This window comes from Peribacillus sp. NPDC101480 (genome assembly GCF_050277335.1).
Taxonomy (GTDB): Bacteria; Bacillota; Bacilli; order Bacillales; family DSM-1321; genus Peribacillus.
Genome location: NZ_JBNNSB010000001.1, coordinates 1363922 through 1382005, shown reverse-complemented (window position 1 = coordinate 1382005; position 18084 = coordinate 1363922). Strand labels below are relative to the sequence as shown.

Below are 18084 nucleotides of genomic sequence, written 5' to 3'. Positions count from 1 at the left end.
GTCCATTATAAGAATTAAACCTAATACTCGCTTTTTCCTCTTTAAGCTCTTCATCAATAAGTTATGTTAAGAATTGAAGCCATTTATGTTCTGGTTCGTGCAATTGTATGGCATACTTAAGCCGTTTTTTCCTCTCATCATCTAGATTGTCTAATATCGCCATAAAGTCTTGGTCGTCTTTTTCTCTTGTGTTTTTCACTTTATATAAAAGTACAATTTCTGGATTTAGATAAGGAATCCCGGTATCCGAATAACTCCAAACTGACTTAAGTGGATAGGAGATCGTTAAATCCCTTCTGAACTTCCAGTCTTCATCCTTTGTTTCATTTAGAAGTACCTCTAATTTATCTCCATTTGACTTATTTAAAGCGTGTACTTCGTGAATAGGTAACTCTAAAAACTCATTTTCCCAAGCATAGAATTTACCTTTAATAGCCTTTTTAAAGTCCCATTCTTTTAGATATTCCTTCAGGTTTAATTGGTCTTTTCGAAATAGGGCAATCTCAATATCTTGATGTTGTCTTGTTTCTCTACCGATAAAAAGGTCAATTGCCCAACCACCTGCAAAGAACCACGTTTTATTAAATCCTGACATTAAAGAAGTAATACTATGACATTGTTCAAATGACATATAAATCCCCCAAGCTAAAATACTTATATCCTTAGTATTCTTTGTCTATTTTGAATAACCTCTATATTGAACTCTTATGCAACTATCCTGCCCCGATAGTTCCATATGAAAAAGAGCTGCCAAAGCAACTCTAAAGATAAAACCCCTTTTTTGTAATTAACCAATCGTTTTCAGAACATTTTTTAATTGTACGATATTGTTCTGTTCGCCGTCGTTCATCTTATAAACGAAAACGGTATTAATGACATTGTTAAAGCTTAATTTGTAATAGTGAATGTTTGTATAGTTATATAAATCTATAAGCTTAGTATTCAATACTGCAATTGTATTGCTGATTTGCAAAAAATCTTGGATACTGCTGATTGATTTAATTTCCTTTAATTTATATGGTATTTGATTATTCATAAGCCATTCGGTCACAGCTCTTGTATACATACAACCTATACTCAATACGAGCAATGTAATAGGTGTTTTCCAATCAAAATTGATGATATGGTCCTTACTTGAAATGACCTCGAATGTTTCAGTTGCAACGATGTCATAAGTTAAGTCGGGATATTTCTTAATAGGTTCACTAATGAGTGCACAATCTAATTCGGAATTGTGCACTTTTTGGTTTATGGCATTACTGGAATCTACGGAGAAATCCACATCCGTTTGAATGTCGTTCATATTCAAAGTATTCGCGATATGGGCACCATAGATTTTCAAGGTTGTATGTGATGTGCCAAAATCCACTTTAGAGTTAGTTTGAATGGCACCAATGTTTTGTAAAAATTCTTCGTACTCTTGTGAAATAAGTTGAAGATAGTTTTTATACTGTATTCCTACGCTAGTGATTTTCAATCCTTGGGGCGTGCGTTTAAAAACAAGTTTTCCAATTTCCGACTCTATTTTTTTCACTTTAGCCGTAAGGGCGGATTGAGTATAGTTCGTGATTTCTGCAGACTTACTTAAATTTTGACGGTTTAATATTTCAATTTTCAATGCTATTTCTTTGATGTTCATATAGTTGGCACACCCTATAAAAAAAATTTATGAACCCTATCATTTTCCTCCATTTTACGCTTCTGGGCAGTCAGAGTAAACTCTAGTTAGCTTAATAAGTAAGGGAGACTAGATAATGCTAGAAGCTAAAAATAAGAATTTATCCCATCGAATTATTATTGAACGATACATCAAGCATAGGGGGAGAATTTCTTAATGCATACATATTATAAATGGTTAATCGTATTGGTGGCCACGTTATCCCAAACTGCAGCAACCTTTGTGACATATGGCATGGGACCCATCGCTGCATTTTATCAAATCGAATGGAATTTAACACCACTTCAAGCAGGCTTCATCGTTTCAGCAGTCAATATTGGTCCGATGTTTTCAATGCTGGCGTTCGGTTACCTGATGGATAAAAAAGGGGAAAAACACATTATCGGGTGGGGGAACATTTTATTGGGGATCTCAGCTTTAACGCTAGTTTTTGTAAATGATTATATTGTATTGCTGCTTTTATTATTGTTGGTCGGTATATGGTATGGAAGTGCTCAAACCGGTGGAAGCACGGCCATCGTAAAATGGTTTCCAAACGAACATAGAGGTCTGGCTCTAGGGATAAGACAGACGGGAATACCGATTGGAGGATCTTTAGCCTCTGCAGTTTTATCCTATACATATTATCATTTCAATTTGTCATCAGTACATATAGTACAAGGGATCGTAGCAATAATCGGAGGGCTGCTCTTCCTATTATTATATAACGAACCAGAAAGAACGAGCGAAACGGGATCAACCTCGGTCGGGTTCAAGGTGAAAATGAGTGTCATAAAAAATAATAAAGAGTTATATCCGATGTATATAGTCGGTGTTGTGATGATGTCATTACAGATGATTATCATTGCGCATTTTATGAGTTATTTGCATAACGAAGGGGGCTATTCATTAACAGAGGCAGGAAAGTATTTAAGCGTCGTTTTAATAGGTGGTATCGTTGGACGGGTAGTCATCGCATGGGCGAGTGACCAATTCTTTGAAGGTAAAAGGGAAAGGTTATTGCTTATTGTGATGGCTGTTACCGTAATTCTTACAGTGATGCTGCCACTTATCATGAATGTTGAAATGGAAATCTTGATGCTATTATTTTGTTTTCTTTTGGGTTTTGTAGCCATTGGTTGGTATTCCATTTTTATTGCTTGTATCACAGAGCAATCGGATTCACGTTTTATAGGTTTAACGGTGAGTTCAGCATTGACATTAAATCAATTATTCATTGTCATAGCACCCTCTTTATTCGGTTTAGTCGTTAATCTATTGAACAGTTATGAACAAGCCCTATATTTGGCGGGAATATCTGTAGCTTTGGGAGCGATTAATTTATACAGAGTAAAAATAAAAAAAAGAATGGATCATGGGATCACCACAAAGTTTGATCAATTTAATACAAACAACCTTGATAAATGAATAAATAGAAAGGGCATGTTTTCAAAAAAGATTAATCAAAACATGCCCTTATACTATTTAATTGGATTATTGTTTTATAAAAAAGATTGATCATTTTTGTGTTCCTTAATCAACTAACGCACCCGTTAGTTGATTAAGAAAATTCATTTTTATGGGAATAATAAACTCTATCATCAATTGAAAAAAGAACTTCGAATAAGAAAAACATAGGGAGATTTTAGTCTTCCTATGTTTTCATTCATATTATTTATCTGTTTGTTTTTGCTTCTTTTTCAAATACTCCGCACGTATTTTTTCAAGATGCTGCTTTTTATCAAATTTGGCAGGCGTCTGTTTTTCATGAAACTTTGTCACAGCTACCTTACCTTTGGTATCCAATTGATATTTTCCCACTTTGTTCACCTACTTTGCTTGTCTTTAAAGAAAATCTATTCAACAAATATAATATACCTTATTTTACTGAAGTAAACCTTATTACTTTATTAGTGTACTGCTAACTTTGCATATATATCAGTAAAAACATTAAAAACTTAGTACAATAATCATCGCCAAATGGTATTCATTTCATTGCTATCATCAAAATAAAATGCCTTGACACTCTGCATAAGCCTCAATAATTCTATTTCTTGTTTGTTCAGCTCTCTTCTAAAGGCCAATTGTTCGGTAAATAAGGTTTAAAATATTAAAACAATCTAAGTCTACTCCATCTTTTAAATGGTTCTTAATGCTAATAACCATTACGTTCTCGATGACTGCCCCTTTAGTTCCATAACAAAAGGCTGCCTAAAAGACAGCTCCGATCTTCAGTTAACGCACCCGTTTGTGAAATAAACACCTTAGAGAAAAATCACAATAAATAGTAATCCTACACCAATAAGAACTCCACCAATTAACTCAAAGTTACCCAATATGAAGAACAATTTACTTTTATTTTTAAAATCGAATGAAAGAATCCTTTTTCTTAACCAAAATCCAAAAATGACAATAAATAGAAAAGAAAAAAGAAGTAACATTGGATTATTTTTAATATAGAGTCACTCCCATTTTTTACACCTAGCAGAAATTATTAAATAATACTGATTGATTTTGTACTCATTCATCATTGGAATAACTATACACTAAAATAATACCTTCTTGAACTAACCTGCCCCTTTAGTTCCAGAAGAAAAAGAACTGCTAATCAGCTCTTAGCATTGAAGTAAAGCATACGTTAGTTCAACAAGATTTTTTTATTTATTTCTTTAATTGGCATAATATTAGAAGGAGTTAATTCTTCAGACTCAATTACAATTGCAGTTAGTCCAGCAGGAGTTGGTTAATCATGCTGAAAAATATAAATATTTACATTTTTTGATCTTTATCCATCCGTTTTGCCATTACGCCCCAAGAGAAATAAAATAATAGAGTGATGGCTAAAATTATGAAACCAGCTTGTGTGATATACATAAAGTCCCACTCTTTAATTTCCTTCTCTTCCTGACCATTAAAATCTTGAATTACATAGTTGGAAGTTTCATAATCCATAAAAACGTAACAAATTATTCCTCCTATTATTACTCCAACTAATAATGATAATAAGAACTTTTTCAATTTTGTGTCCTCCTGCCCTTTATCAAATATGAACTGAGGATAAAAATTAAAATAACCAAAAATCCCCCATCACATAGTGGCTTTTTTCTTATAAAAATCTCCCCATAACCAACTTAAAAGTGAATGAAATACTACGAAACAGAATGCGTATGCTAAATTCCCTAACCAATTTATCGTTTGCCCCCTGAAGTATTGTAGACCAGAGTTTGCAATATATATGAGTATGAAACCCACTATATAACTAATGAAGAATCTTTTCTTTGTTATTGCCATAATACAAACCACTCCTATTCTTTGGCAGGTAACCCAACTAACCTGCCCCGATAGTTCCATAAAGAAAAAGCCGCCTTAAAGACAGCTCCGATCTTAAGCTTAAGCACCCGTTAGCTGAATAGTGCTTTATTTCAATCACTCTTTTTATCAACTTCTTCATAAGGTATTTCTTTTCTTGACTCTATTTCTTGAGGTTCGCTTGGGTAATTTCGAACTAATCCATTATTGATGTCATCAATAGGTGTATATTGATTACTTGGTATTGTTTTATTCTTCTTAAACATCCTAAAAAGAGTAAAAATAATCACCCCGATAATTAATGCAAGTACAAAGTATTGCATTTAACCTCCCCCAATCAAAAAGTCGATACCTACATTTTACCATATATTTCATACTCCTTATGCAACTATCCTGCCCCGATAGTTCCATAAGAAAAAGAGCTGCCAATTTCAATAATAGATTTATTAGGAAAACTTGGAATTTAAGTTGTTGTATATTAAGATAGTATATGATTAATATTTTCCATTATATAGGAGGAGAGGAGACATATGAAAAAGAAAATTCTACATACGGTGCTTTCGATTGCAGTAGGAGCAGGGATACTATCCGTTGGTGGTGATCCTACCCAAGCTATGAGTCAAAATCAGGAGATGAATGACACATACGCAATAGCTTTTAAAAGTGGATTACCAGAGAATTATCAAGAGGTAATACTGAAAGCTGGTGGTAAAGTAACCAAAGTTCTTCCCGAAGTTGGAGGAATAGAAGCTCAATCTGACGAGCCTTCTTTTCTTAAAAACCTAAAAGGTAATTCTTCAATAGAAGCTGCCAACAGAGAAATTCCCCTAACCTTAAACAAATCTGCAGTCAGCCCTTATAACTATGGATCTAGTATCATCAGCCAGCAAAATTCAGAGAGTTATTGGGACTCCCAATGGGATATTCAAAGGGTGACCAACGACGGGAAATCATATGATTTAGAAACAGGCGGATATAAAAATAACGATGGCAGTATTACTCATAAAGCAGTGGTGGGAGTGATTGATACTGGAATTGATGAGTCTCATCCTGATTTAAAGAATAATATAATAGGTGGACGTAATCTTGTTCCTGCTGGAATGGATGAATCTGAAACAGGTGATCCTACTGATATAAAAGATCGCAATGGGCATGGTACTCACGTTGCCGGGATCATTGGAGCAAATGGTAAAGTAAAGGGTGTAGGACCAGATTTAGGAATCAGATCCTATCGCGTATTATACTCAGAGCAAGCTCTTGGATTACCAACTTGGATTATAGATGGAATAATTGCAGCAACAAATGACAAGGTAGATGTTATTAATATGTCTCTTCGTTTCTATAATAATAACAAAATGACAATTGAGGGAGAAAGTTATAAATCAGTCGCTGAAACGTTACTATGGAAGAGAGCAATTCAATATGCAGTAAAGAATGGAGTAACTGTAGTAGCCGGTAGTGGTAATGAAAGTTTAAATTTAGATGACAAGAAGGAAGTTAACGAATTTTTAAATAAATTGTATGAACCATATGGAATGAGCGTGAAAGGTCCTGCAACTGTTGTACCAGCACAAATGCCAGGAGTCATTAATGTGTCTGCCTCTACAAAATGGTCCACTCAACAGCTTGCTTTCTACTCTAATTATGGAAACAGTGCTATTGACGTGGCAGCTCCCGGAGGAGATTATGGGCCTGAATATGCAGAAACCAATGATCCTGCGGCGGCTGATCCAAGTAACTTAATCCTAAGTACTTGGCCTACCTATTTAGGTACTTCATATGAGTTTAATGCTGGTACTTCCATGGCTACTCCTCAAGTAGCTGGAATTGCAGGAGTTATTAAGGCAGCTCATCCGGATTATAAACCTGCCCAAGTAACAGCGCGCATTAAGCAAACAACTGTTGACTATGGAAAGAAAGGACAAGATGCCTTATTTGGTTCAGGAGAAGCAAATGCTTATAGAGCATTAGAAAATATAAAGAAGTAGCTTATGTTTCAAAATAAGATGAAATATTAAAAGTACAAGGAGGATTCTTGATCAGAATCTGCAACACGAACAGTAATTGGACAAGAATATATCCATAAAATAAGGCTTCTTTGCTCAACAAAGAAACTATTTGCCCGAAATATAAAAAACAAAAACACATAAAATGCATGAAGCCATATTCTAAATATCACAACTCACCAGTTAAAATTCATTCCCAACTTAATTGTTGGGATTTTTTTGTTTTATCGCTTAATTACAATTTCTAGTCCGAGTAAAAAAACATTCTCCAATTTGTGTTATGGACCTATACTGACCCCGATAGTTGCATAAGAAAAAGCTGCCTTAAAGACAGCTTTGATCTTCAGCTAACGCACCCGTTAGCTCAATAGCAAATGAATTACATCTCGTTATTCTCCCACAGCTCGACCAGTCGACCTTCAGGATCTTCAATCCAAATAAACTTTCCAAATTCACTAATCTCTTTTTTCTTTGCAAGTGGTACACCAATATGTTCAAGATGCTTAATAGTCTCGTTTAGATTATGTACTTGGAAATTTAACATCACTTGTTGTTCTGTTGGAAAATAACTGTCATTCTCGGTAAAGAAAGAAAAGATAGTCTCATTTCCTAATTGGGGTTTTATCACAGTCCCATTCCAATTGTCTATTTCAATCTTCAACACTTCACTGTACCATTTTTTCACAACTTCAAGATTCTTAGTTCTCCAAAATATTCCTCCGAAACCTTTTATCATCGTATCTAACTCCTGTCTGTCATCAAATTTTCAACTATCCGATTACATTAGATATTCGAGATTTAAATTTAAGTTCCTTCTTCAACTATACTGCCCCGTTAGTTTACGTACATTTTTTCACTTACTCAATAAAAAGAGTCGTTTTCCCTATAAGAGAAACGACTCTTTTGGTAAATATGAAAACAATTTGACCAGCTTTGTATCCCTGCAATTACTTTATATATATTTCAGAATCGGATACTACTTCCTTCACTCTATTGCGTTTTAAAGCAGTACTCATTATCACAATCATGCTTACTAATCCAATCCAAACAAGAACAGAAACAGGCGTACTCCAGGTTAAGCCTTCCCCAAAGAAGAATAATCCACGAAGCCCTTCTACCATAAATCGCATTGGCAACCAAGAATAAATCCAATCCCGATAAAATGGAGACATCATTTCAGGTGCCATTGCCAGTAAAGGTGCACCGAAGAAAAGCAGTAAGATAAAAATAGGCATACCTTTAAGCCCCAATAGTGAAAGTACAGCTAATATCATTAGAAAAAAGCTAAAGGATGTTATTGATAAAAATAAAGCCGTATCCATGAAATTCGGGATATTTAAACCAACCATACCATCTGCTATCCAGGTTAAGCCAAATCCAATTACCAGAGCTACAACGGCACCCATAAAAATTTGCCCCATCTTTGTGACAAGGTTTTCTTTTCTAGTGCGAACCGGCATTTTGCTAATGGAAATAAAGATTATCGCAGCACTTGCCAAACTAGCCATCCATAATGGCTGGAATAAGGAAACAGGAGCATTTCCATTCGCACTATTCGTGCCGATTTCATTGACATTTGTGACTTTCTTAGCGATTGGAACTGCAAGGCTTGCTGCCTGTTTTGCAGTCAAAGTTGCTCCTTGTTTTTCAAAACCATCAAGCAGTTGTTTTCGGACAGTGTTGTTCATGTTATCCACTACTCCATTCAAGAACTGTCCTGCCATCGTTGAAGCAGCCGTATTCATACCCTGATTAATAAATATTTGTACTTCAGTTGCAGAAGGTGCTGGTGTCCTTAATGATGCCTGATTAGCACTGAAGTCTTTCGGAATGACCAATGCTGCATAATATTTTTGTTCATCCATTCCAATTTGTGCTTCCTCTGCTGTTTTTACTTCAACCCACTTTACAACAGGGTCTTCATTTGTTGTTGTATTTTTATCCATTGTTTCAACGATGGTTTTACCCATATTCATTTCTGGTTGATTAGGAATTTCCACTCCTTCATCCTCATTTACGATTGCAATCGGCAGATTTTTCGGTTGTGATTGGACGGATGGAAATAATGTAAGTGAAAAAATAAAAATAACTGCCAATGCGATGATCGGCGAAACCAATACCAATTTATTTTTGAACATATTTTACTCTCCTTGTTTGGGTTTATATTATAATAAAGAACAACCTGTTGTTTTATTTACTACACTCAAATTATAATTGGGGACTAGTTCTGTTTCAATAATCAAAAATGGCACATGTGTTGGTTACGGAACACCTTTTATAAATGTGTTGATTAAAATTAAGGAGGAAGTAGCTTGCGAGATAGTAATACGGATTTACGGGTCATTCGAACAAAAGAATCCATCCGAGATGCACTAGTTGAATTGATAGATGAAAAAGGGTTCGAAGCAATTACGGTTAAAGACATAACAACTAGAGCAAAAATTAATAGGGGTACATTTTATGCCCACTACCAAGACAAATTTGATTTAATGACGAAATGCGAAGAAGAAATCATGCTTGAAATGTCCAGACTTGTAAAACAGAACTTCCCAGGTGTTATTGCCGCACTTGAAACCAACTCACCGACTGCAACAACATTTTCCCTTTCAGTTTTAATATTTGAGTATCTTAATGAGAATAGTGGTTTTATGAAGGCTGTGTTAGGTCCAAAAGGCGATTTATCTTTTCAAACAAGATTGAAAGACTTTATGTGGAAAATATTTCTTGGAAATAATCCAAACGCACTTATTAAGGAGGAAAATTTACTTGTACCAGGACAATATTTTGCTTCTTACGTTGCATCTGCACATATAGGTGTAATTCAACAATGGTTGGATAGTGGCAGGAAAGAATCCCCTAAAGAAATGGCTCGTATCCTATCAACCATTACAGTTAATGGTCCCTTCTTTGCAGCTGGTTTGAAAAAATAAATCACACAGGGATTAAGGGACAATACTATGAAAAATAGGTACTGTCCCTTTATTATTAATATGATTATGCAACTAACCTATCCCGATAGTGAACAATAAAAAAGCTGTCGCAATGGCAGCTCCTATCTTACTGTATGGCACTGTTAGTTTAAAAAATAATAGTTATTTTTAAAATAATCTTCTTATCAAGCCGTCACCAAAAAACAATACAATTGCACAAATTACTAAAAACTACCAACCAAGTCCTTTCCAATACGTTGTAGCTAAAATCGTAATCAGAAAATACCAACCTATAAAACCTTCATTTTAACGCCCTTTCTTATACAATTGTACTCAATCCAAATACAGAACATTCAAAAAGTATATGACCTTATAAAAAAGGCCATACCCTTCTTAAAAGGAATATGGCTGGTGATATAGAGTTACTTTCATTATGGAAAGCGTATTGCGTTAATATCGACATTTATAGCACTTGAGGAGGTTACATTTGTTGCTACTGTATAAGCGATTCTAATTTCATATGTTGTAGTCCCAGTGACAGCAGCAGTATTTACATTAGTAGATGCAACAGGAAATCTTGATGTACCTGCAGCACTTACACTTCTTTGAATGGCACGTGTATCAATTAAAGTCCCATTACGATATAGCCTAGTTTGAAAGGTGAAATTTGAATTTGCCGTTGTAACCACATCAATTGATACTGCAAAGTCCACTTTAATGTTCTGGCCAACAGTAGTTGGTACATTCATTGTAACCACTGTCGTTTCGGTTCCAGTAGTTGTGAGGGCGATTGGACCAGCAGCTTCTGCAAAAAATAATTGAGGAGTTGCACCTGTGGCTCCTGTGGCTCCTGTTGCTCCCGTTACTCCCGTGGCTCCCGTTACTCCTGTGGCTCCTGTGACTCCTGTTGACCCTGCGACTCCCGTCGCTCCTGTAATTCCTGTGGCTCCTGTGGCTCCTGGATCTCCTGTTGCTCCTGTAATTCCTGTTGCTCCGGTGGCTCCCGTTGACCCTGTAATTCCTGTTGCTCCGGTGGCTCCTGGATCTCCTGTGGCTCCTGCGACTCCCGTTGCTCCTGTGGCTCCCGTTGACCCTGTAATTCCTGTGGCTCCTGTGGCTCCTGGATCTCCTGTGGCTCCTGCGACTCCCGTTGCTCCCGTTACTCCTGTTATTCCTGTTGCTCCCGTTGCTCCTGTGGCTCCCGTTACTCCTGTTGCGCCGGTAGCTCCTGTGGCTCCTGGATCTCCGGTGGCTCCCGTTGCTCCTGTTGCGCCGGTAGCTCCTGTGGCTCCTGGATCTCCGGTGGCTCCCGTTGCTCCTGTGGCTCCTGTTGCCCCTGTTGCTCCTGTAGTTCCTGTGGCTCCTGGATCTCCTGTGGCTCCTGTAATTCCTGTGGCTCCTGTGGCACCCGTGGCTCCTGTGGCTCCCGTGGCTCCTGGATCTCCTGTGGCTCCCGTAATTCCTGTAGCTCCCGTGGCACCTGTAATTCCTGTGGCTCCTGTGGCACCTGGATCTCCCGTTGCTCCTGTAGTTCCCGTTGCTCCTGTAATTCCTGTGGCTCCTGTAATTCCTGTTGCTCCTGTAATTCCTGTTGCTCCCGTAGCCCCTGTAATTCCTGTGGCTCCTGTTTCCCCTGTGGCTCCCGTGGCTCCTGTGGCACCCGTTGCTCCTGCTGCCCCTGTGGCTCCTGGTTCTCCTGTGGCCCCTGTAATTCCTGTGGCTCCTGTCGCTCCTGGATCTCCCGTGGCTCCTGTAATTCCTGTGGCTCCCGTGGCCCCTGTAATTCCTGTGGCTCCTGTGGCTCCTGGATCTCCTGTTGCTCCTGCGACTCCCGTGGCTCCCGTTACTCCTGTTATTCCTGTGGCTCCCGTGGCTCCTGCGACTCCCGTGGCTCCTGTTACTCCGGTGGCTCCTGGATCTCCGGTGGCTCCTGTAATTCCTGTTGCTCCCGTAGCCCCTGTAATTCCTGTGGCTCCTGTTTCCCCTGTTTCCCCTGTTGCTCCGGTGGCACCCGTTACTCCTGTTGCGCCGGTAGCTCCTGTGGTTCCTGGATCTCCGGTGGCTCCTGTAATTCCTGTTGCTCCCGTAGCCCCTGTAATTCCTGTGGCTCCTGTTTCCCCTGTGGCTCCCGTCGCTCCTGTTATTCCTGTGGCTCCTGTTGCGCCTGAATCTCCTGTTGCTCCTGCGACTCCCGTGGCTCCCGTTACTCCTGTTATTCCTGTGGCTCCCGTGGCTCCCGTGGCTCCTGCGACTCCCGTGGCTCCTGTGATTCCTGTAGCTCCCGTGGCTCCTGTCGCCCCTGGATCTCCCGTTGCTCCCGTAATTCCTGTTGCTCCGGTGGCACCTGTAATTCCTGTTGCTCCCGTCGCTCCTGTAATTCCTGTTGCTCCTGTTGCTCCTGGATCTCCCGTGGCTCCTGTAGTTCCCGTTGCTCCTGTTACTCCTGGATCTCCCGTAGCTCCTGTAATTCCTGTGGTTCCTGTTGCGCCTGGATCTCCTGTGGCTCCTGTAATTCCTGTAGCTCCCGTTGCTCCGGTAGCTCCTGTGGCTCCTAGATCTCCCGTCGCTCCCGTTGCTCCCGTTGCTCCTGTTGCGCCTGAATCTCCCGTCGCTCCTGTAATTCCTGTTGCTCCTGTGGCTCCTGTAATTCCTGTTGCACCCGTTGCTCCGGTGGCTCCCGTTGCTCCTGTTTCCCCTGTTGCTCCTGAATCTCCTGTGGCTCCCGTAATTCCTGTTGCACCCGTTGCTCCGGTGGCTCCCGTTGCTCCTGTTTCCCCTGTTGCTCCTGAATCTCCTGTGGCTCCCTTAATTCCTGTCGCACCCGTAGCCCCTGTAATTCCTGTGGCTCCCGTGGCCCCTGTGGCTCCCGTGGCCCCTGCGGCTCCCGTGGCTCCTGTGGCACCCGTTACTCCTGTTGCGCCGGTAGCTCCTGTGGCTCCTGGATCTCCCGTGGCTCCTGTAATTCCTGTGGCTCCCGTGGCTCCTGTAGTTCCCGTCGCTCCTGTAATTCCTGTGGCTCCTGCGGCTCCTGTAGCCCCTGTCGCACCTGGATCTCCCGTCGCTCCCGTGGCCCCTGTAATTCCTGTCGCTCCGGTGGCTCCTGTAATTCCTGTTGCTCCGGTGGCTCCCGTGGCCCCTGTAATTCCTGTGGTTCCTGTCGCCCCTGGATCGCCCGTGGCTCCTGTAGTTCCCGTTGCTCCTGTCGCCCCTGGATCTCCCGTGGCTCCTGTGATTCCTGTTGCTCCTGTGGTTCCTGTCGCACCTGGATCCCCGGTGGCTCCTGTGATTCCTGTGGCACCCGTCACTCCCGTGGCCCCTGTGGCTCCCGTTGCGCCTGTGATTCCGGTTGCCCCTGTTGCCCCTGTTGGCCCTGTTGGTCCTGTGGCACCCGTAGCTCCTGTTGTCCCTGTAATTCCACCAGCGATCGCATTAAAGCTCTCTGGACCAACACGCGTTACATCTGTATCAACTGAACCTGTAATGTTACGAACAAAAGCTGTATATACTAAAGATCCTGAACCTTTGGGGACATTGTAATCTGCAGCTGAAAATGAGTACTCATGCGGTCCGGCCTCAGAGCCATTAAGTACAATAGTCTTAATACCGGTAAAAATTGTATTAGCATTAGGATTGGTCCCTCTAACAATTTTAATTTCAATAGAATTCACAGGAACACTGGCTTGTGGATTTACTCTTAAGGTGATGATCCCATCAAATTGAACACGAATCATTGAAGTTGGATTTGCTTCGCTAACATTAAGGCCAACTTGTCCAAAAAATTGATAAGCAGACGAAGTGGGAATATTAATGGAGTTAGCATAGGAAGCATTTTGAGATGTTATTTCATCAAAAAATTCTGGCATACTTTGTTCCACCTACTTTTTTTATAAAAATACAAATGAATTTAATTTTCTCCAAATACTAGGTGTTTTAATTTGGCTTTAGAACCTTATAATACTTTATGAAATTTGCAACAACAGTGAAACGGCACAAACCCTTTGTCCTTGTAAAATACCCTGTGTTATACAAAAATAAGGAAAATATCAATCTGTATTTTTTATTTAGTCTAAAGATAATCAATATTTTTATAGAGCTATTCTGCCCTTAAATAAGGGTATTTTTTTCTTGGATTGCTGTAAAAAAAACTGAAACCCAACATTTTGTAGTTTCAGTATTCATAAATTCTCGAACGGTAAAAAAACCATTAGCATTCGTATTTCTTCTTTTTCCAGTTTTCTGCATGGCTAGTGGAATCATCCCCATTTTTACGATTAAAAGATCCAAATTAACTTTTCGAGAAGCAAAAAAAGGCTAATCCCTTGGCGTTCAAGGGATCAGCTTTTTTCCTTTTTTTCGATACTCTTAAAGTATCTGCGGTTATAGTCGATGGAAGGGTGATCTGGAAAGTAATCAGCAGCTAACTCATTATGCCTTTTTGATTCCTCTAGCTTGCCGATGCGGTCAAAACATACGCAAAGCTGAATGTGCGGCAGCCATGTGTAACAATTCCGCTCGATAAAAGGGCTTTTTGTTTCAGGTATTTCTATTTGTGTTGCTAGATTGTACCAGAATATGGAGCGTTCATAATCATGTTGCTCCAAATGGATGTATCCGAGCCGACAGCAGATTTCCCCTCTTGGTGTATCGTACTCGAAAGACTTTAAACAGCTCTGGACTGCTGAAACCCAATCTTTAAATTGAATATGGCAGTCCGCCAACTTGCCGCATGCTTGAATGTTATCCTCACTCCATCCTTTACCCTCTTCAAGAAATTTACGATACCACTTGATGGCATCATCATATAAACCATGGTCATTGCATTCATTCGCATAGTAATATTTGTCGCGCGGTGAAAAATCAATTCCTGATTGAAGGACCTTCTTGTAAATTCTCAAATTACGATCATTAAAGCTTTTTTCCTTTTTATGATGTATGGCAATATCCGATTGAAATGTGAGTCCGGTTACTTCAAGATACTCATGAACGAATCCTATCCATTGAAAGTTCTTTTCCCGTTTTACGAGCCGGTTCCGCCTGGAACTGAAGCTGGGGTTTCCATTCCCATCAAAAGAAAGATGATAAAACATCATGACAGAATCGAAGTGAGGAGGAAGCTCTTTTTTCAGGGTTGAAAATTTCTCCTGATTCTCTTCAGTTAAAATATCATCCGCATCAAGCCAAAATATATATTCTTTTGTCGCTTTAGAAAAAGCGAAGTTTCTCGCAGCCGAAAAGTCATCGATCCATTCAAAATCATAAACATGATCAGTGAAGGCTGAGGCAATTTGTTTCGTGTTATCTTTTGATCCTGTATCAATGATGATAATTTCATCGACTAGTTCCCTTACAGAAGCAAGACAGTTAGAAAGTGAATCTTCTTCATCTTTTACAATCATGCATAAACTAATTGAAATCCCGCCCATTAAACCACCTCCAATAACAGCATATTAGTTTCTGCCTGCTATAGTGTCTGGAGATAGCGTAAGTATGACCTAATTAAATTCAAGACATGACCAAGGAAAATCGTCAATTGCAGGAAATTTAAGATCTTTTTTTGCAAACGCATCTTTTGTTGCAATTCCTTTGCTGAAGGACTCTAATTTGTTTATAATTTTGTTTATATTAGTAAACACCAAATGTATGATTATGTTAATGATCGTACATTCAAAAGGCCGCCAATTGGCAGCCCTCTTATGGCGCTAAAGCTCCCATTAAATTAAGTATAATACTTCACAAATTTATACTGTATTGTTCAAAAATGAATTGAACAATACAGTATAAATTTAATTAATGGTTAATAAAAAAATATACAAATCAATACAAATATTTGATAGGGGATATATTTTTCTTCTTAAAGTCACCTGTTTTAATCTCAATACTTAAACAAAAAGTAAAGATATCATGAGAAAACAAGAAACTGTTTCTTTCATAGAATACAGTCTGCTTGATATTCCTATAAGAAGCCCTCTCCCTACTAAACACTCCAACCTTAACTCGTCCGAACATCTGTTAATTGAAGAAAATTCTTCGGTATTATATAAACTTAAACACCAAATAAAAATGTTCCTAAAATCATATATACAAAAGGAAACATCAATAAGACCGAATTTAAAATGATAGCACCAAGCGTCAAAACATCCTTTTGTATTTTATGTGCTTTTAAAGCGAAGAAAAGACCAATAGCACAAAATACTAAAGGAAAAAATATAGGCAATCCTTGTATCTTTTCGAGTGTAACAATATCAAACAGAAAATTCACAATGAACATTAGAGGAAAAAGGAATAACAAATAAGAAACAATAGTAAATGTCTTTTGCACAATGAGCTCCTTTGAAAAGTTATGTTTCTTAAACTTTAACATAAAACAAGTTATATTTGGGTCGATGTTCCATCCCTTTATGCAACTAACCTGCCCCAATATTTCCAAAAGAAAAGAGCTGCCTTAAAGACAGCTCCGACCTTCAGCTAAAGTAGATTTATCATGCGATACAATCTATAAAATCCTCTCTAATAAATCCCCCACTTTTTCTGCCATTTCCTCTGGTGGATAAGGCATGCCATTTTTTAGCCACCATTCCACTACACCTACGTAAGCATTTGCAACAAATTCAACAACTACATCTTCGCTTTGACCAAAATTTTTTCCTTTTGTTATATCGACGTCTTTTTTGAACTCTTCGATATTATGCTGAACAAACCGGCTGCGAAAGTACGGAGCTCCTTCACTCACCAACATCGTCGAAAAAAATAAATAATTACTTTCAAGATATTCCATGCAGTGTACAGTCGATTCAATCCAATCCATTTCAGCTTCCGTCTCACAAAGGTTAACCATGTTATTTATATGTTCTTCTATGATCTTATCCAACAGATCAAATTTATCCAAGTAATGAAGATAAACCGTTGCACGGTTAATATTTGCCCTGTCAGAAATATCCTGAATGGTAATGCTATCGAAATTTTTTTCTGACATCAATTCAAGAAATGCTTTTTTTATTGCATCTTGAGTTCTAACAATTCTTCTATCCACTTTTGCCATGTTATTGACACCATACTTTCACTGAGATAGTCAACAATTTTTATTGATTTGTTGTTTAAACATCAAAACTGATTAAATTAACGATTTATATGCCTTGTTTTGTATATATTTATATTTTAAATTATAGACAGATGTCGAGAAAACATCAATTGTAGTTTTATTTCACGTGAAGGGATGATACGAAATGACAATTGAAAACAAAGTAATTATAATCACTGGGGCCTCATCTGGAATTGGTGAAGCAACTGCAAAATTATTGGCCAGTAAAGGTGCTAAAGTTGTTTTGGGCGCTCGTCGCGAAGACAAATTAAAAGCATTGACTGAGGAAATTCAAAAAGCTGGTGGACAAGCTGCTTATCGCGTCACAGATGTTGTTAATCCAGATGATAGTCATCAGCTTGTTCAACAAGCTAAAGACACTTTTGGTGGTGTCGATGTTATCTTCTTGAACGCTGGAATAATGCCTAATTCACCACTTTCCGAATTAAAAACTGACGAATGGAACAGTATGGTTGACGTTAATATTAAAGGTGTATTGAATGGTATCGCCGCAGTATTGCCAACATTTACATCGCAAAAGTCTGGACATATCATCACTACTTCATCAGTAGCTGGGCTTAAAGCTTACCCAGGCGGTGCGGTTTATGGCGCAACAAAGTGGGCTGTTCGTGATTTAATGGAAGTTTTGCGTATGGAATCTGCCCAAGAAGGTACTAACATCCGCACAGCAACTATTTATCCAGCAGCGATTAACACGGAATTGTTGGATACGATTACTGATAAGAATATTTCAGAAGGTATGACTGCGTTGTACGAACAATATGGTATTGCACCTGATCGAGTTGCCAATATTGTGGCATTCGCTGTTGATCAGCCAAAAGATACGAACATTAATGAGTTTACAATTGGGCCAACAAGTCAACCTTGGTAATAATTACAAGATGAGATAAAACTAGCGCTATTCATTTTCTAAAGCTCAGGCTGTCGAGTAGACCTCGACAGCCTGGCACATTATACTTTGAAATTTATTCAGAGACAGGAACAAAGAGGATTTTAAAAAAACTGATATCTCTGGATATTAATGGAGAAAACAGCTAAATTTAAAGTTATCTAATACCCTTAAAAATCTCCCCCTTTACGCAA

At 38.8% G+C, this 18084-nt stretch carries 15 protein-coding genes; 4 read left to right on the top strand and 11 right to left on the bottom strand.

Features of this window, described 5'->3' with window-relative positions:
• Positions 1-61: 61 nt before the first annotated feature.
• Both ACQKMF_RS06850 and ACQKMF_RS06845 read right to left on the bottom strand, forming a co-directional pair.
• On the bottom strand, positions 62-631 hold the full coding sequence (locus tag ACQKMF_RS06850) for a nucleotidyltransferase domain-containing protein (protein WP_427572258.1): 570 nt from the start codon (positions 629-631) through the stop codon (positions 62-64).
• A 156-nt stretch (positions 632-787) separates the two neighbouring features.
• Complete coding sequence (locus tag ACQKMF_RS06845) at positions 788-1639, bottom strand: LysR family transcriptional regulator (RefSeq protein WP_427572256.1); 852 nt, start codon at positions 1637-1639, stop codon at positions 788-790.
• Positions 1640-1834: 195 nt separating this feature from the next.
• Here ACQKMF_RS06845 and ACQKMF_RS06840 point away from each other — a divergent pair, with 195 nt between their 5' ends.
• On the top strand, positions 1835-3085 hold the full coding sequence (locus tag ACQKMF_RS06840) for an MFS transporter (RefSeq protein ID WP_427572254.1): 1251 nt from the start codon (positions 1835-1837) through the stop codon (positions 3083-3085).
• Between the two features lie 243 nt (positions 3086-3328).
• Here ACQKMF_RS06840 and ACQKMF_RS06835 read toward each other — a convergent pair whose 3' ends face one another.
• The 3 genes from ACQKMF_RS06835 to ACQKMF_RS06825 form a co-directional block, all read right to left on the bottom strand.
• A complete protein-coding gene (locus ACQKMF_RS06835) occupies positions 3329-3478 on the bottom strand; it encodes a hypothetical protein (RefSeq protein WP_094246623.1) in 150 nt (49 codons plus the stop codon).
• 948 nt (positions 3479-4426) lie between these two features.
• Positions 4427-4675 (bottom strand): hypothetical protein, encoded by a 249-nt coding sequence (locus tag ACQKMF_RS06830; protein WP_101226098.1) that lies wholly within the window; start codon positions 4673-4675, stop codon positions 4427-4429.
• A 404-nt stretch (positions 4676-5079) separates the two neighbouring features.
• On the bottom strand, positions 5080-5289 hold the full coding sequence (locus ACQKMF_RS06825; RefSeq protein ID WP_427572252.1) for a hypothetical protein: 210 nt from the start codon (positions 5287-5289) through the stop codon (positions 5080-5082).
• A 207-nt stretch (positions 5290-5496) separates the two neighbouring features.
• Here ACQKMF_RS06825 and ACQKMF_RS06820 point away from each other — a divergent pair, with 207 nt between their 5' ends.
• Positions 5497-6954 carry a S8 family serine peptidase gene (locus ACQKMF_RS06820; protein ID WP_427572250.1) on the top strand — a complete coding sequence of 486 codons (1458 nt, stop codon included), beginning with the start codon at positions 5497-5499 and terminating at the stop codon, positions 6952-6954.
• Positions 6955-7351: 397 nt separating this feature from the next.
• Here ACQKMF_RS06820 and ACQKMF_RS06815 read toward each other — a convergent pair whose 3' ends face one another.
• Together ACQKMF_RS06815 and ACQKMF_RS06810 are read right to left on the bottom strand one after the other, a co-directional pair.
• Complete coding sequence (locus ACQKMF_RS06815) at positions 7352-7708, bottom strand: VOC family protein (RefSeq protein ID WP_427572248.1); 357 nt, start codon at positions 7706-7708, stop codon at positions 7352-7354.
• Between the two features lie 211 nt (positions 7709-7919).
• The gene (locus tag ACQKMF_RS06810) at positions 7920-9110 is read right to left on the bottom strand and encodes a YhgE/Pip domain-containing protein (RefSeq protein WP_427572246.1); all 1191 of its coding nucleotides are present in this window, start codon (positions 9108-9110) and stop codon (positions 7920-7922) included.
• 174 nt (positions 9111-9284) lie between these two features.
• Between ACQKMF_RS06810 and ACQKMF_RS06805 the strand changes: the two genes are divergently transcribed.
• On the top strand, positions 9285-9902 hold the full coding sequence (locus ACQKMF_RS06805; protein ID WP_427572244.1) for a TetR/AcrR family transcriptional regulator: 618 nt from the start codon (positions 9285-9287) through the stop codon (positions 9900-9902).
• A gap of 431 nt (positions 9903-10333) precedes the next feature.
• Here the strand turns inward: ACQKMF_RS06805 and ACQKMF_RS06800 are convergent, their stop codons facing one another.
• The 4 genes from ACQKMF_RS06800 to ACQKMF_RS06785 form a co-directional block, all read right to left on the bottom strand.
• Positions 10334-13765, bottom strand: a complete 3432-nt coding sequence (locus ACQKMF_RS06800) for a beta strand repeat-containing protein (RefSeq protein WP_427572242.1) — start codon at positions 13763-13765, stop codon at positions 10334-10336.
• A 471-nt stretch (positions 13766-14236) separates the two neighbouring features.
• Positions 14237-15325: a tetratricopeptide repeat-containing glycosyltransferase family 2 protein gene (locus tag ACQKMF_RS06795; RefSeq protein WP_402937846.1), complete on the bottom strand. Its 1089-nt coding sequence runs from the start codon at positions 15323-15325 to the stop codon at positions 14237-14239.
• Between the two features lie 620 nt (positions 15326-15945).
• Entirely contained in the window at positions 15946-16221 is a 276-nt protein-coding gene (locus tag ACQKMF_RS06790) for a hypothetical protein (RefSeq protein ID WP_427572240.1), read from the bottom strand.
• 174 nt (positions 16222-16395) lie between these two features.
• Positions 16396-16941, bottom strand: a complete 546-nt coding sequence (locus ACQKMF_RS06785) for a TetR-like C-terminal domain-containing protein (protein WP_101222270.1) — start codon at positions 16939-16941, stop codon at positions 16396-16398.
• A 184-nt stretch (positions 16942-17125) separates the two neighbouring features.
• Here ACQKMF_RS06785 and ACQKMF_RS06780 point away from each other — a divergent pair, with 184 nt between their 5' ends.
• A complete protein-coding gene (locus tag ACQKMF_RS06780; protein ID WP_260358921.1) occupies positions 17126-17872 on the top strand; it encodes an SDR family oxidoreductase in 747 nt (248 codons plus the stop codon).
• Positions 17873-18084: the final 212 nt, after the last annotated feature.